This window comes from Nocardia sp. CWNU-33 (genome assembly GCF_046764895.1).
GTDB lineage: Bacteria > Actinomycetota > Actinomycetes > Mycobacteriales > Mycobacteriaceae > Nocardia.
Map to the genome: position 1 here is coordinate 309,267 of NZ_JBKOQN010000006.1, position 14,004 is coordinate 323,270.

Annotated in this window: 14 protein-coding genes; 8 read left to right on the top strand and 6 right to left on the bottom strand. The window is 66.2% G+C overall.

The genetic code is table 11. The features are described from left to right. The first annotated feature begins 155 nt into the window (after nucleotides 1–155). Nucleotides 156–950: a thioesterase family protein gene (locus ACLMAL_RS10985; RefSeq protein ID WP_411998946.1), complete on the top strand. Its 795-nt coding sequence runs from the start codon at nucleotides 156–158 to the stop codon at nucleotides 948–950. A gap of 382 nt (nucleotides 951–1,332) precedes the next feature. After that, a complete protein-coding gene (locus ACLMAL_RS10990) occupies nucleotides 1,333–2,511 on the top strand; it encodes a serine hydrolase domain-containing protein (protein ID WP_411998947.1) in 1,179 nt (392 codons plus the stop codon). Here the strand turns inward: ACLMAL_RS10990 and ACLMAL_RS10995 are convergent. Both ACLMAL_RS10995 and ACLMAL_RS11000 read right to left on the bottom strand, forming a co-directional pair. After that, nucleotides 2,508–2,915 (bottom strand): VOC family protein, encoded by a 408-nt coding sequence (locus tag ACLMAL_RS10995; RefSeq protein WP_411998948.1) that lies wholly within the window; start codon nucleotides 2,913–2,915, stop codon nucleotides 2,508–2,510. The two genes, ACLMAL_RS10990 and ACLMAL_RS10995, sit on opposite strands and share 4 nt — an antisense overlap. Nucleotides 2,916–3,001: 86 nt before the next feature. Continuing rightward, nucleotides 3,002–3,649, bottom strand: a complete 648-nt coding sequence (locus ACLMAL_RS11000) for a TetR/AcrR family transcriptional regulator (protein ID WP_411998949.1) — start codon at nucleotides 3,647–3,649, stop codon at nucleotides 3,002–3,004. Between the two features lie 86 nt (nucleotides 3,650–3,735). On the opposite strand from ACLMAL_RS11000, the gene ACLMAL_RS11005 reads away from it, so the two are divergent. The 3 genes from ACLMAL_RS11005 to ACLMAL_RS11015 all read left to right on the top strand — a co-directional run bounded on the left by ACLMAL_RS11005 (nucleotide 3,736) and on the right by ACLMAL_RS11015 (nucleotide 6,813). Further along, the gene (locus ACLMAL_RS11005; RefSeq protein ID WP_411998950.1) at nucleotides 3,736–4,872 is read left to right on the top strand and encodes an epoxide hydrolase family protein; all 1,137 of its coding nucleotides are present in this window, start codon (nucleotides 3,736–3,738) and stop codon (nucleotides 4,870–4,872) included. Nucleotides 4,873–5,051: 179 nt separating this feature from the next. Beyond that, nucleotides 5,052–5,675: an NAD(P)-dependent oxidoreductase gene (locus ACLMAL_RS11010; protein WP_411998951.1), complete on the top strand. Its 624-nt coding sequence runs from the start codon at nucleotides 5,052–5,054 to the stop codon at nucleotides 5,673–5,675. A gap of 124 nt (nucleotides 5,676–5,799) precedes the next feature. Next, nucleotides 5,800–6,813, top strand: a complete 1,014-nt coding sequence (locus ACLMAL_RS11015) for an alpha/beta fold hydrolase (protein WP_411998952.1) — start codon at nucleotides 5,800–5,802, stop codon at nucleotides 6,811–6,813. Between the two features lie 188 nt (nucleotides 6,814–7,001). On the opposite strand, the gene ACLMAL_RS11020 is transcribed toward ACLMAL_RS11015, so the two are convergent. Continuing rightward, complete coding sequence (locus ACLMAL_RS11020; RefSeq protein WP_411998953.1) at nucleotides 7,002–8,150, bottom strand: GTP-binding protein; 1,149 nt, start codon at nucleotides 8,148–8,150, stop codon at nucleotides 7,002–7,004. A 78-nt stretch (nucleotides 8,151–8,228) separates the two neighbouring features. Between ACLMAL_RS11020 and thiD the strand changes: the two genes are divergently transcribed. Beyond that, complete coding sequence (thiD, locus tag ACLMAL_RS11025) at nucleotides 8,229–9,074, top strand: bifunctional hydroxymethylpyrimidine kinase/phosphomethylpyrimidine kinase (RefSeq protein ID WP_411998954.1); 846 nt, start codon at nucleotides 8,229–8,231, stop codon at nucleotides 9,072–9,074. Between the two features lie 27 nt (nucleotides 9,075–9,101). Here the strand turns inward: thiD and ACLMAL_RS11030 are convergent, their stop codons facing one another. The 3 genes from ACLMAL_RS11030 to ACLMAL_RS11040 form a co-directional block, all read right to left on the bottom strand. After that, nucleotides 9,102–9,764, bottom strand: a complete 663-nt coding sequence (locus tag ACLMAL_RS11030; RefSeq protein ID WP_411998955.1) for a formylglycine-generating enzyme family protein — start codon at nucleotides 9,762–9,764, stop codon at nucleotides 9,102–9,104. A gap of 336 nt (nucleotides 9,765–10,100) precedes the next feature. Further along, nucleotides 10,101–10,826 carry a TetR family transcriptional regulator gene (locus ACLMAL_RS11035; protein WP_411998956.1) on the bottom strand — a complete coding sequence of 242 codons (726 nt, stop codon included), beginning with the start codon at nucleotides 10,824–10,826 and terminating at the stop codon, nucleotides 10,101–10,103. A 21-nt stretch (nucleotides 10,827–10,847) separates the two neighbouring features. Beyond that, the gene (locus tag ACLMAL_RS11040) at nucleotides 10,848–11,183 is read right to left on the bottom strand and encodes a DUF4873 domain-containing protein (protein WP_411998957.1); all 336 of its coding nucleotides are present in this window, start codon (nucleotides 11,181–11,183) and stop codon (nucleotides 10,848–10,850) included. A 399-nt stretch (nucleotides 11,184–11,582) separates the two neighbouring features. Here ACLMAL_RS11040 and ACLMAL_RS11045 point away from each other — a divergent pair, with 399 nt between their 5' ends. After that, complete coding sequence (locus tag ACLMAL_RS11045) at nucleotides 11,583–13,160, top strand: flavin-containing monooxygenase (RefSeq protein WP_411998998.1); 1,578 nt, start codon at nucleotides 11,583–11,585, stop codon at nucleotides 13,158–13,160. Then, a complete protein-coding gene (locus ACLMAL_RS11050) occupies nucleotides 13,144–13,992 on the top strand; it encodes an SDR family NAD(P)-dependent oxidoreductase (protein ID WP_411998958.1) in 849 nt (282 codons plus the stop codon). Before ACLMAL_RS11045 ends, ACLMAL_RS11050 begins: the two co-directional genes overlap by 17 nt. Nucleotides 13,993–14,004 lie beyond the last annotated feature (12 nt).

Genomic DNA, 14,004 nt, shown 5'->3' on the forward strand with positions numbered 1-14,004 from the left:
CGCGAGATCGTCCAGCACTCGACTGACCAGCGAGTGCCGTTGCAGTACTGGCCCGACCGGCGCTGCCGCCCGAGTACCGTTCCAAGGGAAATCGTTAACCGAACAAACAACTTTCCGACCGGCAACGCTGCCGGCCCGATGGGACGGACAACGACGTGGCCGACGCCTTCTACCTGCCGGATCCAGCGGACCCGAATCGGTTCGTCTCGACCGAACTCACCCGCGGCCCCTGGTCGCCGGATGCCCAGCACGCCGGGCCGCCGTCCGCGCTGCTCGGCTACGCGATCGAACGCTGCGCACCGCGGGAGGGTTTCCAGGTCGGCAGGGTCGCAGTCGAGATTCTCGGTCCGGTTCCGCTGGCGCCGCTGACCGTCGAGGCGCGCGTCACGCGGCCCGGCCGCAGCGTCGAACTCATCGAGGCAACGCTCTCGACCGATCGCGGGCCGGTCATGAAGGCCAACGCCTGGCGCTTCACACTGGCCGACCCCGAACTGGACCTGCCCGCGCAGATCATCCCCTCCGGCGTCCGTCCAGGACCCGAGCAGGCGGTCTCGTCGCCGTTTCCGGCGAACCAGCCGGTCGGTTTCCACACCGGTATCGAATACCGTTTCATCACAGGATCATTCGCTGAACCCGGCCCCGCGATCTGCTGGATCCGGCTGAAATATCCGATCGTCGCAGGCACCACCCCGAGCCCACTGGAACGCACCCTGGCAGCCGCAGACTCCGGCAACGGCGTCAGCTCGGTCCTGGACTGGTCGCGCTATCTCTTCATCAACACCGACCTCACCGTCACCCTGCACCGCATGCCCGCAGGCGAATGGATCTGTCTCGACGCCGTCACCCATCCCCAACCACACGGCATCGGCCTGGCCGAGTCCGCCCTCTTCGACGAGAAAGGCCCCCTCGGCCGCAGCACCCAAGCCCTCCTCCTCGCCTCTCGTGGATAGCGTCGAGTAGCACATGACGGGTGCGCCTCCGGACGTTCGCGGCAGCCATGCGCAACTTGTCGGGCAGCAGCCGGGTGAGCCGGACTGCCTCCGTAGACAATTCGACGTGGTACAGGTTCGGACCCGAGGTGGCGCGTACCCGTCGGTGCAGATCAGGTACCGCATGACGGCCGGCCGCGCATCCCGGTCCGCGGCCAGGGGCGGGGCAAAGGGACGCCGCCATCCCTGATGGCCTGCTCGGCGCGGCCGATGCGCTCGGTCTACTTCATGACCGCTCTTCGGGGTCGTCGGCGCCCCGGTGGCGCCGCCCATCGGGAACGTCACAGCCGCTGACCATCCCTGCTACATCATCGCCGCAGGACTTTCGCTTTTCGGTCATGACATGCTGTCCCACATGGTGATCGACGGGCTGGTTGCGGACGGATACGAAACGGTGCGGGCGGCATTCGCCGCGAACTTCGCCGACCGGGGTGATGTGGGCGCCGCGGTATGCGTTTATCGGGACGGGCGGCCGGTGGTCGATCTGTGGGGCGGATCTGCCGATCCCGAGACCGATCGCACCTGGGATCGGGATACCATCCAGCTGGTCTATTCGGCGACCAAAGGCGTCACCGCGACCGCCGCGCACCTGCTCGCGCAGCGTGGCCACCTCGACCTCGACGCGCCGGTGGCGCAGTACTGGCCGGAGTTCGCGGCCGCGGGCAAGGGCGAGATTCCGGTGCGCTGGTTGCTGAGCCACCAGGCCGGGCTCGCCGCGGTGGACAAGCCGGTACTGCTGGCGGACGCACTGGCCTGGCAGCCGATGGTGGAAGCGCTTGCCGCACAGGCCCCGAACTGGGTTCCGGGCACGGCGCACGGGTATCACGGCCGCACCTTCGGCTGGCTGGTCGGCGAGGTGATCCGGCGGGTCAGTGGCCGCAGCGTCGGGCAGTTCGTGGCCGAGGAGATCGCCGGGCCGCTCGGGATCGACTTCTACATCGGGTTGCCCGAGGCCGAACGCCACCGGGTCAGCCGCTTGGTGTTCGCGCCCGCCGTCGATCTGGCGACCGTCCCGATAGATGCGATTCCGGCCGAACTGCACGATATGGTTGCGGCCCTTCGAGATCCGGGGTCACTGGCCAACCGTGCGTTCCAGGTCACCGACCCGGCCGAGATCGACTTCAACTCCCCTGCCGTACATGCCGCGGAGATCCCGTCGAGCAATGGCATCGGTAGCGCGCGCGGGCTGGCGCGGCTCTACGCCTCGCTCATCGGAGAGGTCGACGGCATCCGACTGCTCACCCCGGAAACGGTCGCCGACGCCACCCGGGTGCAGGCCGATGGCATCGACCGCGTGGTCATGCTGCCCGATCGCTACGGCACTGGCTACATGCTGCCCACCGAGGGTTTTCCGCTCGGCGGCGCCACCTCCTTCGGCCATCCCGGTCGCGGCGGTTCGCTGGCCTATGCCGACCCGTCGCGTGGCATCGCGTTCGCGTACGTCACCAACTACATCATCGAAGGTGCGGTGGATCTGCGAGCCCGCAGCCTGGTCGAGGCGCTGGATCAGGCCCGCGCCTAATGGCGGGTGGAGATCTGCTGGAGGGCCCAGCCGTTGCCGTCGGGGTCGGTGAAGAAGAGGAAACCGACGTTGTCCAGGGGATCGGGCATTTGGGTCGGGCTCTGGCCGAGGACTTGGATATCACTGACCTCGACGCCGCGTTCGAGCAACTCGGCGTGGGCTTTTCGGATGTCGGGGACAACCAGCTGTAAACCCTGCAGCGAGCCGGGTTCCATCTTGGGGACCGCGCCCTCGCCGATGACGATGGAGCAGCCGGAGCCCGGTGGGGTCAGCTGCACCAACCGGACGCCCTCGCCGATTTCGGTGTCGTGGTCGACTGCGAAACCCAGCTGCTTCGAGTAGAAGTCCTTGGCCCGGTCGATGTCCGACACCGGCACGATCACGACCTCGAGTGTCCAGTTCATAGCGAGTCCTTTCGCTGCTGCGGACAGGGACATTCCTAGCAGTGCAGACGCTCGGTCGTCGGCGAAATCATCGGTCGGGCCGTCGGTCACGGGCGCCGCTGCCAACGCCAGGCGAATTCACCGGCCTCCGGCGGCGGACCCGGCAGTTCACCCTCGACCGTCAGGCCAGCGATGAGCAGCGCGAGCACGCGACGCCGCAGCTCGGCGGTGCGTTTCTCGTCGGGCATCGAAATGGCGGCACAGGCTTCCAGGACAAGACCGAGATCCAGGCTGGTGACGTCGGGACGCAATCGCCCCGAGGCGTGGGCGCGGCGCACCAACTCCTCGGCCACCTCACCCGCGTGCACAACGTCGGGCAACATCGATTCGTCCGGCGTGAAGGTGCCTGCCAGATGCACCGTCAGCGAGTGCACATCGGCATCGACCACCCGCTCCAGGAATCCGACGAAGCCGTGCCAGCCGTCGGATTCCTCCAGCGCGGCATCGGCTTCCACGTTGTAGCGGCGCAGGCCTTGGTGACACAGGGTGCGCAAGAGGTCTTCCTTGCTCGGATAGCGGCGATAGAGCGCGCTGATCCCGACTCCGGCACGTTCGGCGACGGCGGCGATCGGGGCGTTGGGGTCGGCGAGGAAAACCGCCCGCGCGGCCTCCATGATCAGCCCGTCGTTGCGGGCGGCCTGTGCCTTGCGGCCGGGCAGGGCCTTCGGAGCTGGGGTCTCGGACGTTTTCGGCATGACTTCAGCGTAGCACTTGAAACGGAATGATCCGTTCTGCTACGGTTCAAACAGAACAAAGCATTCCGTTTCAGAAGGAGAACACCATGACCGCCATCCGCCCCTTCACCATCGACATCCCGCAGTCCCAGCTCGACGACCTGGCCAACCGGCTGCAGCGGACCATCTGGCCGAACGAGCTCAGCGGCGTCGCCGACTCCTACGGCGTTCCGAACGAGCGGGTGCGCGCCCTCGCCGAATACTGGCTCGACCGTTTCGATTGGCGGGCGCTGGAGGCCAGGCTGAACTCTTACCCGCAGTTCGTCACCGAGATCGACGGTGAGGACATCCACTTCCTGCACATCAAGTCCTCCCGGGCCGACGCACTCCCGGTGATCCTCAGCCACGGCTGGCCGGGCTCGATCCTGGAATACCTCGACGTCATCGCCCCGCTCACCGAGCCGGAGTCCGCCGATGCCCCGGCCTTCCACCTGGTCATCCCCTCGCTGCCGGGATTCGGATTCTCCGGTCCCACCCGCAGCACCGGCTGGGGTCGCGACCGCACCGCCAAGGCATGGGTGGAGCTGATGAGCAGGCTCGGCTACCAGCGCTACGGCGCGATCGGCAACGACGGCGGCTCGATGATCTCGCCCGAGATCGGCCGCATCGATCCGGAGCGCGTCGTCGGTGTCCATGTCACGCAGCTCTTTTCGTTCCCGTCCGGCGACCCGGCGGAATTCGAGGGCCTGTCCGAGGACGACATGGCCGCGCTGGCGCACCTGCAGTGGTTCCACGACAACAAGATGTCCTTCAACACCCTGCACAGCCAGCAGCCGCAGACCCTGGCCTTCGCGCTGAGCGATTCGCCGGTGGGCCTGCTCGGCTGGAATGCGCAGCTGTTCGGTGAAAGCCTCGACGACGACTTCGTGATCGGCAATGTGGCCATCTACTGGCTGACCGGCACCGCGGGCTCGTCGATTCGCTTCTACTACGAGGATGCGCACGTCGCGCAGCAGCCGGCCGCGCCGACCGAGACGCCGACCGGGCTCGCGATGTTCAAGGGTGATTTCCAGTCGATCCGCCGCTTCGCCGAGCGCGATCACCGCAATATCGTCAGCTGGAACTCCTATGACGTCGGATCCGTGCAGGGCGGCGCCAACGACGCAGCAGGGCACTATGCCGCACACGAGGCGCCCGAGGTGTTGGTCGCCGATATCCGCAGCTTCTTCGCCCAGCTCAGCTGAGCATTCTTGGCCACTCGACGGCCCGTGCCCGGCCTTCCGGAGCACGGGCCGTGGTGCGTTCCGCAGGCCCGAGACACTCTCTTATGTCATCGAGACGCGCGGCCATGGTTCACCGGACTCGGCGCTGATGTACTGGATTCACCAACAGCTCAACAGCTTTCGAGAACAAGGAGAACATCGTGAAAATCGCAGTCTTCGGAGCCACAAGCACCGTCGGTCGTCAGGCCGTCGAGCAGGCGCTCGCGCAGGGTCACGAGGTGACGGCCTTCACCCGCAACGCGGCCGGAGTCGAGCAGCGTCACGAGCGCCTGCACATCATCGAGGGCGACGTCCTCGACACCGCGTCGGTGGAGCGGGCCGTCGTGGGCCAGGACGCCGTGCTTATCTCGCTCGGTGCCGGCCGCAAGGGCGTCATCCGGGCCGAAGGCACGCGCGCGGTCATCGAGGCGATGAACCGGACCGGGGTGAAGCGGCTGATCACACAGACCACCCTCGGCGTCGGCGACAGCCGCGGCAACCTGAACTTCCTGTGGAAGTACGTCATGTTCGGCATGCTGCTGCGTCAGGCGTACGCCGACCACGTGCAGCAGGAGGCGTACGTCCGCGCCAGCAATCTGGACTGGACCATCGTGCGCCCGAGCGCCTTCACCGACGGCCCGCGCACCGGCAGCTACCGCCGCGGATTCCCCGCCGACGAGACCGGACTCGCGCTGAAGATCGCCCGCGCCGATATCGCGGACTTCATGCTCGAGCAGCTGACCGACACGTCCTACCTCCAGCAGACTCCCGGCATCTCGAACTGAGGCAGGAGCCATGCCGCGCCGTTGGACCGGCGCATGTCACCGGCCCGCCCGACCGCGCCCCACACTCCGACCCGGGGTGTGTGGGGCGCGGTTGTGGAATACCTCGGCGTCACAATTGCTTGAAATGAGTGTGACCGATCACGAAATCTTCGAGCTCGGCGACTTCGCCTTTGCCGGTGGAGCCGTGCCCGACGCCCGGCTGGCGTACCGGACCTACGGCGAGCTCGCGGACGACAAGTCGAACGCCATTCTCTTCCCGACCTGGTTCGCGGGGACCCACAGCCACAACGAGTGGTTGATCGGCCCGGGCAAAGCGCTGGATACCACCCGCTACTTCGTGATCGTGCCGAATCTGTTCGGCAACGGGCTTTCCAGCTCGCCGAGCAACACGCCGGCGCCCTACGACCGCGCGCGGTTCCCGAACGTCACCATTCTCGACAATGTCACCGCTCAACACCGCTTGATCACCGAGCATTTCGGCATCACCCAACTGGCCCTCGTCACCGGCGCCTCGATGGGCGCGGCGCAGGCGTATCAGTGGGCGGTCAGGTACCCGGACATGGTGGAACGCCTGGCGCCGATCACCGGCTCGTCACACACCAGCCCGCACAACAAGGTCTTCCTCGACGGCCTGCGATACGCCCTGACCGCCGATGCAGCCTTCGCCGACGGCGACTACCTGGAACCACCGCGCCTGGGCCTGCGCGCATTCGCCCGCGTGCTCGCGGGTTGGGCACTGTCGCAGGCGTTCTATTGGGAGCGAGTGTACGAGAAAGTCGGCTTCGCTACCCTCGACGACTTCCTCACCAACCTATGGGAGCCGATCTTCGCGACGGCGGACGCCAACGATCTACTCGCCCAGATCTGGACCTGGAAGCACGCCGACATCGGCCTGACACCGGGTTTCGACGGCGACACCGCGGCGGCATTGGCCGCCATCACGGCGAAGACCGTAGCCCTGCCCGCCCTGAAGGACCTCTACTTCCCCCCGGAGGACGAGGCGTGGGCCGTCGGTCACATGCGGGACGCGAAACTGATTGTGGTGCCCGGCATCTGGGGACATCTCACCGGCGGCGGGAGCGATCCGGAGGGAGCGGTGTTCATCGATAACGCACTGCGGGAGCTACTGGCGCGCTGAACGCCGTCACACGGTCGACATTCGGCCACGACTCGAACCCGACGTGTCGCCCTGGTGACGCCGACTGCGCGACGACATCCGAACCCAGCGCGGCCAGACCCAGCGGAACGCGTGCTGCCGGCCGACGTGGCGCTTTGGCCCGGCCGAACCACCGGCACGCTCGCACATCGCCGCGATCTGGCGCCAGCTCACACATGTTCGTGCAGTTCACCCCAAGCGGGGAACGGATCGGGGTATTCGGCCCATTCCAGCGGTCCCGCAGCAAGTTCGGCGTCGGTGAGCAATGCGGCGTCCAACATTTCGCGTACCCGGTCGCGGTCGAGCTTTACGCCGATGAAGACGATCTCTTGTCCGGGCGGCACCTCCAGCGAGGTCCACCGGGCGGCCGGTTCGAATACCAGGTTCGGGCCCGCCTGCGACCAGACCGCCGCCAACCCTGCTCGGCTGGCGATCCAGCAGAAACCCTTGCTGCGCAACAGTCCTCGCATCTGATCGAGTGCATCGGAGAGGCGGGCCGGATGGAAAGGGCGGTCGGCGGTGTAGGTCAGGCTGCGGATGCCGTATTCCTCGGTCTCCGGGATGTGTCCGCCCGCGAGTTCGTCCTCCCAGCCCGCAGCCTCGGCGGCGACGACCGGACTATAGCGTCCGGTGCCGAGCACCTCGGCCAAGTCCACGATGCCCTGCCGTGTGCGCAGCACTTCGGCGCGCGGATTCAGCCTGCGCACAGTGGCTTCCACCGCCCCGGCGACGGCGTCGCTCACCAGATCGGTCTTGTTGACGAGCAGGACGTCGGCGAATTCCACCTGATCCACCAGCAAGTCGGCGATAGTGCGCGCATCCCCTTCCGCCGCTTGCAGATTGCGTTCGACAAGCGCCTGCCCGCGGGCCACCTCGGTGAGGAAGGTCGATGCGTCGACCACCGTCACCATGGTGTCCAGCCGCGCGATATCGCCGAGCTTGAAACCGTCCTCGAATTCCCAGTCGAAGGTGGCGGCCACCGGCATGGGCTCGGAGATGCCGGTGGATTCGATCACCAGTTGATCGAACCGGCCGTCCCGTGCCAGGCGGCCGACCGCTTCGATCAGGTCCTCGCGCAGCGTGCAGCAGATGCAGCCATTGGTGAGCTCGACCAGCTTCTCCTCGGTCCGGTCCAGGTGGCCCTGGCCGGCGACGAGCGCGGCGTCGATATTCACCTCGCTCATGTCGTTGACGATGACCGCGACGCGGCGGCCGTCCCGGTTGGCCAAGATGTGGTTGAGCAGCGTGGTCTTGCCCGCGCCGAGGAAGCCGGACAGCACGGTGACGGGCAGCAGGTCGGTGGTCGATGAAGTGGTCACCCATTAATGATAATGGTTTTCATTTGCATTGAAGATTCAGGGCGGCTTCCCGCCGTGGCAGGTCGTAGGGTCTTGGGTGTGAAATTGCTGCCTCTTCCCGCCGAGGGACAGACTCCGGTCCGCGCACTCACCATCGCGGGCACCGACTCGGGTGGGGGTGCCGGAATCCAGGCCGACTCACGCACCATGGCGCTGTGCGGGGTGCACGCGTGCGTCGCGGTGGCCGCAGTGACGGTGCAGAACTCGGTGGGCGTCAGCGGCTTTCACGAGATTCCGCCGCAGATCGTGGCCGATCAGGTGCGCACGGTGGTCGGCGATATCGGGATCGGCGCGGCCAAGACCGGGATGCTGGCCTCGACCGCCATCATCGAGGCCGTCGCAGGGGTCTGTCACGAGGTCGGCATCGGACGCGACGGGACGATTCCGCTGGTGGTCGACCCCGTCGCGGCGTCTATGCACGGCGATCCGCTGCTGCACGAGGAGGCGCTGGACGCGGTGCGGCACACGCTGATTCCGCTCGCGACCGTGGTGACACCGAACCTCGACGAGGTCAGGCTGATCACCGGCATCGACGTCACCGACGACCCGAGCGCCCGCCGCGCCGCCGAGGCGCTGCACACACTCGGCGCACAGTGGGCGATCGTCAAGGGCGGGCACCTGCGCTCGTCCGAATTCAGCACCGATCTGCTGTTCGACGGCGAGCAGTTCCTGGAATTCACCGCGCCGCGCATCAGCACCGGCAACGACCACGGCGGCGGCGACACCCTGGCCGCCGCGATTGCCTGCGCCCTGGCCAACGGCTATTCGGTCCCCGACGCGGTGGCCTTCGCCAAGGAGTGGACTTACCGCTGTCTTGCCGCGTCCTACGACCTCGGCGCCGGGCATGGACCGGTGTCGCCGCTGTGGCGATTGAGCCACCCGTAGGCCGCGCTCAGGGCGACTGAGTCGCGCTCAGCGCGACACCGAACGAACAACACGGAAGCCGACGTCGTCGGGCCGAAAGCTCGGATGACTGCGACGGCGTACCGAGGCGCGGCAGCTCCAGTGCTCGTCGAACCACCCGCCGCCACGCAGCACCCGGTAGGCGCCGTACACCTCGGCGTCGTAGACGTCCCAGCACCAGTCCCACACATTGCCGAGCATGTCGTACAGACCGAATGCATTGGGCCGCTTGCCGCCGACCTCGTGCATTCGACCATCGGAATTGCCGCGGTACCAAGCGATCTCATCGAGTTCGCCGTAACGCGGACCGGTCGTCTCCGCGCGGCACGCATGCTCCCACTCGGCTTCCGTCGGCAACCGGTACCCGTCAGCGGAAGCGATCCACTCGATACTGCCGCCATCGGCATCGGCATCGGCACCGATGCGATATGCCGGTGACAACCCCTCGCTTCGGGACAGCGCGTTGCAGAATCGGACCGCGTCCCACCACGAGACGGTCTCGACCGGCATTCGGTCGCCGTGCGCGGCGCTCGGGCGTTGACCGGTGACGTGCGCGTACTGCGATTGGGTGACCGGAAACCGCGATATCGAATACGGCTCCACCGCGACCGACCAGCTGCGCTGCGTCCGCCGATCCGACAGCGTCACCCGCCCGGCGGGGATGGCAACCATCCCATTTTCCGTATTCACACCCACGGGGAGTTGATCCTATCGTCGCGGGTCGGCGAGCACCCTCGGCCACAATCCCATGACGGCAGGTCTCAGCCGGATTCCGCGGACCACCCGGAGGGCCGGGCTCGTGTCAGCGCGATGGCAGCGACGGTGGGCATTGTGCGGCAGCCGGCTCCGACGGCCTTTTCTTGTCGGTGGGCCAGTACATACTGTGAACGTCGCAAACACAGTTGGCCTCAATGGCGCGGCACAACAGGAACAACGTGGTTCGCGTGGATGCGGCAGCCGGCCGTCATAGCGCGCTCGCGGCCGGCGCTACCGGTGGTTCACTACGGCTCATACACTCGAAAATGCTTGGTGCAACGGTCGATCGGCGTCGATGACGATCCCGTTGAGACGGGCGTTCGCCTCGGCGAGGGCCGAGATGATCTCGGCCAGGTAGGCGACGAACTTCTCGATCGGCATCGCGTTCGCCTGTAGGCGGTTCGCGCCCAGCCACCAGTCGGTGGCCGAGGCGACGGCGCCGAAGATCGAGTAGTTGACCAGCTCCACGCTGGCCACCTCGACGGACTTGTCCGCCAGCATTCCGGCGAACAGCTCGGCGACGCGCTTGGCCGATTGACGGGCGGACTGCAAGGCGCGCTCGGATTCGTCGGCCTGTTGAGTGAAGTGGCTGTGCAGCATGAAGCGGAAGACGTTCGGATGCTCGGTCACCACGAGCACGTATTCGGCTGCGCCGCGGCGAACCAATTCGCGGGCCGAATCGTGGGTCAGGTCGATGCTGGAAATAATTCGTTCCCACAGCATGTCGCGCACCCGGTCGACGATGGCGTTGTAGAGATCGGTTTTGTCCTCGAAATGCCGGTACAGCTTGGGTTTCGCCGCACCCGCCTCCTTGGCGATGTCACCCATGCTGACTTCGGGGCCGAACTTGTCCAGCGCACGGAATGCCGCGTCCACGAACTCGTCACGCACCTTCTTGCGATGCTCACGCCACCGCTCGGTGCGAGCATCGACGCGCTTGGGCGGCGCTTCATCTGTATCCCGGCCGCGTTGCGTCACGAAATCGACCGTACCAACCACCTACTCCACCTCGGATAACTCGGTAGGAACATGGAAGGGCGGCGTGCTCTTGCCCATGATCCGGAAGTGGCGCCACGGGTCGGGATCGCCGATGAAACCCTCGCGCGCGCTGTGCTCGGTGCGGATGGTCACCCTGGTCCGCGCTTCGTCGCCGAGGGCGCAGGAGAGTTCGTCGCTCGGCCGAATGCGGTCGAACCAGCGGAAGATTCCGTCGATCGGCTCGCGGTAGCCGCGCAGCTCGACCAGGACCGGGATTTCCGTGTCGTGCACGACGATCGTTGCGGGCCCGATGTAGTCCGATCCGGCATGTGGGCTGCCGGCGAAACCGCTGCTCATCTCGACTCCTTCCGGATCCCGCCGAAGGTGAAAACCGAACGCACACCCCCGCGTTGACATCGGATGAGACGTGCGACACACTCGTAAATGTACACGGAACCGTCAGTATTGGGTACCTCTGGTATTAGATACCGTCAGCAATCAGAGCTGGTGGGGACATTAACGCTTCCGCTGCGTGAAGGCAGGAGATTCTCAGCTCAGACCGCAACCGACCACCCGCCCGAGGGAGGTGACCCGCTTGTCTCACGTCCTCAACACTGATGTGGCCGCGCTCTGCCACAACCAGAATCACTCTGGCAGCGTTCCGATCCCGTCCAGCGGTATAACCACAGACCGAACATCGGAAAGTTCTCTCGCACAGGACATCCTCGACGAGCTCGACAGCAAAGCGGCGTGAACATGGCGCCCGTGCACACCAGAGTGCTGATCATCGGCAGCGGCTTTTCCGGCCTCGGCATGGCCATCGCGCTGGACAAGGCCGGGATCGGCGACTACCTCATTGTGGAGAAGGCCGGCGAGATCGGCGGAACCTGGCGCGACAACACCTATCCCGGATGCGCCTGTGATGTGCCGACCCACCTGTACTCCTACTCGTTCGAACCGCGCACGGACTGGCAGCGGCTGTTCTCTCAGCAGCAGGAGATCTTCGACTATCTGAAGGAGGTCGCCGACAAGTACGGTCTGCGCAAGCACATTCGGTTCCACCAGCACATGAATCGCAGCTATTGGGACGACACCGAGCAGCGGTGGCACGCGTTCAGCGTCGACGGCCAAGAGTACGTCGCACAGTTCATCATCTCCGCGATCGGTGCGCTGCATGTGCCGAGCATTCCGAAGATCGCCGGCAGCGCCGAATTCGCCGGCGCGGCTTTCCATTCCGCGCAGTGGAACCACGATGCCCCATTGGCGGGCAAGCGGGTCGCGGTGATCGGAACCGGTGCGAGCGCCATCCAATTCGTGCCCGAGATCGTCGGCCAGGTGGCCGCACTGACGGTGTATCAGCGCACCGCGCCGTGGGTGCTGCCGCGGTCGGATGTGGTCTTCTCCGAAGGGTTCCGGCGGGCACTGCGCAGGGTGCCCGGACTGCGTTTCGCGGTGCGCAACGGGATCTACTGGACCGCCGAGGTCGGCGCTTATGCGATGAACCGGCGGCCCGATCTACTGCGGGCCGTGGAGCGGGTCTGCAAGCGGCTCATCAACCGTCAGATCGCCGATCCGGTGCTGCGCGCCTGCGTGACGCCGGATTACCGGGCCGGTTGCAAGCGCCTGCTCGGCTCCGACACCTACTATCCCGCGCTGGCCGATCCCAAGACGGAGCTGGTGACCGAGCGCATCGACCACCTGACCGCAGCGGGCCTCGTCACCGCCGATGGCGTCGAGCGCCCGGCCGATGTGATCATCTACGGCACCGGATTCCACGTCATCGATTCGTTCTCGAGCCTCTCGATCACCGGACGCGGTGGCGTCGACCTGGCGCAGCGGTGGACCGAGGAAGGCGTGCAGGCCCATCGCGGTATCACGGTGGCCGATATGCCCAATGCCTTCTTCCTGCTCGGCCCCAATACCGGGCTCGGCCACAACTCGATCATCTTCATGATCGAGTCACAGATCCACTATGTGCTGCAGGCGATGCGGCAGTTGCGCGAGCAGGGCGCGGTGGCGCTGGCGCCGCGCCGCTCGGCACAGGACCGGTTCAACGCGCGGCTACAGCAACGGTTGGCCCGCTCGGTGTGGAACACCGGTGGCTGCAAGAGCTGGTATCTGGACGAGCACGGCAACAACCGGACGCTGTGGTCGGGCTTCACCTGGGAGTACTGGCGGCAGACCCGACGAATCGACCCCGCGGAATACGAATTCTTCGGTCCGAGCTCCGGTCCCATCGTTCGCCCGACCATTGTGCTGGAAGACCTTCCCGCACAGTCGTTCCCCACTTCGATCACGCCTAGCGCGAGGACAGGTCATGAAGAGCTTCGATAATAAAGTTGCCGTCATCACCGGTGCGGGCTCCGGGATCGGTCGCGCACTCGCGCTGGAGCTTGCGCGGCGGGGCGCGCGGCTCGCGCTGTCGGATATCGATACCGGCGCGGTGGCCGATACTGCGGGTCGTTGCGAAAAGCTGGGCGCGACAGCCATTCCCTATGAACTCGATGTCGCGCATCGGGCGGCGGTGTACGCCCATGCCGACGATGTGCGCGGCGAGTTCGGCGGCGTGAATCTGGTGATCAACAATGCCGGTGTTGCGCTGGGCGCCAAAGTCGAGGATATGGAATGGCCGGACTTCGATTGGTTGATGAACATCAATTTCTGGGGCGTCGCGCACGGCACCAAGGCTTTCCTGCCGGATGTCATCGCCTCGGGAGACGGACACATCGTCAATATGTCGTCGGTGTTCGGCCTCATCGGCGTGCCGACCCAAAGCGCCTATAACGCCGCGAAATTCGCGGTGCGCGGCTTCACCGAGGCATTGCGGCAGGAGATGCGGATCGCCGGGCACCCGGTCGGCGTGACCTGCGTGCACCCCGGCGGGGTCAAGACGAATATCGCGGTGAACGCGCGCGGCATTCCCGATGGCATCGACATCGACGTGGTGCGGCGCGGCTTCGAATCCATCACCATGACCAGGCCGAGCTCGGCGGCCAAGATCATTCTGCGCGGCGTACAGCGAAACAAGGCCAGGGTGCTGATCGGCGCAGACGCACGCGGCTTCGACCTGATTCCCCGGATTCTCGGCGCGAGCTATGAGGACCTCGGTGTGCCGCTCTACCGGCTGGGCCGCCGTGCCGCAGGGCGTTTCGGCATCCAACTGTAGGCGGGGCGATGG

Bases quoted from the DNA above. Each gene is read 5' to 3' on its own strand.
- ACLMAL_RS10990 (WP_411998947.1), top strand. From the start codon at position 1,333: ATGCTGTCCCACATGGTGATCGACGGGCTGGTTGCGGACGGATACGAA.
- ACLMAL_RS11045 (WP_411998998.1), top strand. From the start codon at position 11,583: ATGGCGCCCGTGCACACCAGAGTGCTGATCATCGGCAGCGGCTTTTCC.
- ACLMAL_RS11000 (WP_411998949.1), bottom strand. From the start codon at position 3,649: ATGCCGAAAACGTCCGAGACCCCAGCTCCGAAGGCCCTGCCCGGCCGC.
- ACLMAL_RS10995 (WP_411998948.1), bottom strand. From the start codon at position 2,915: ATGAACTGGACACTCGAGGTCGTGATCGTGCCGGTGTCGGACATCGAC.
- ACLMAL_RS11015 (WP_411998952.1), top strand. From the start codon at position 5,800: ATGAGTGTGACCGATCACGAAATCTTCGAGCTCGGCGACTTCGCCTTT.
- ACLMAL_RS11040 (WP_411998957.1), bottom strand. From the start codon at position 11,183: ATGAGCAGCGGTTTCGCCGGCAGCCCACATGCCGGATCGGACTACATC.
- ACLMAL_RS11030 (WP_411998955.1), bottom strand. From the start codon at position 9,764: ATGGTTGCCATCCCCGCCGGGCGGGTGACGCTGTCGGATCGGCGGACG.
- ACLMAL_RS11005 (WP_411998950.1), top strand. From the start codon at position 3,736: ATGACCGCCATCCGCCCCTTCACCATCGACATCCCGCAGTCCCAGCTC.
- ACLMAL_RS11050 (WP_411998958.1), top strand. From the start codon at position 13,144: ATGAAGAGCTTCGATAATAAAGTTGCCGTCATCACCGGTGCGGGCTCC.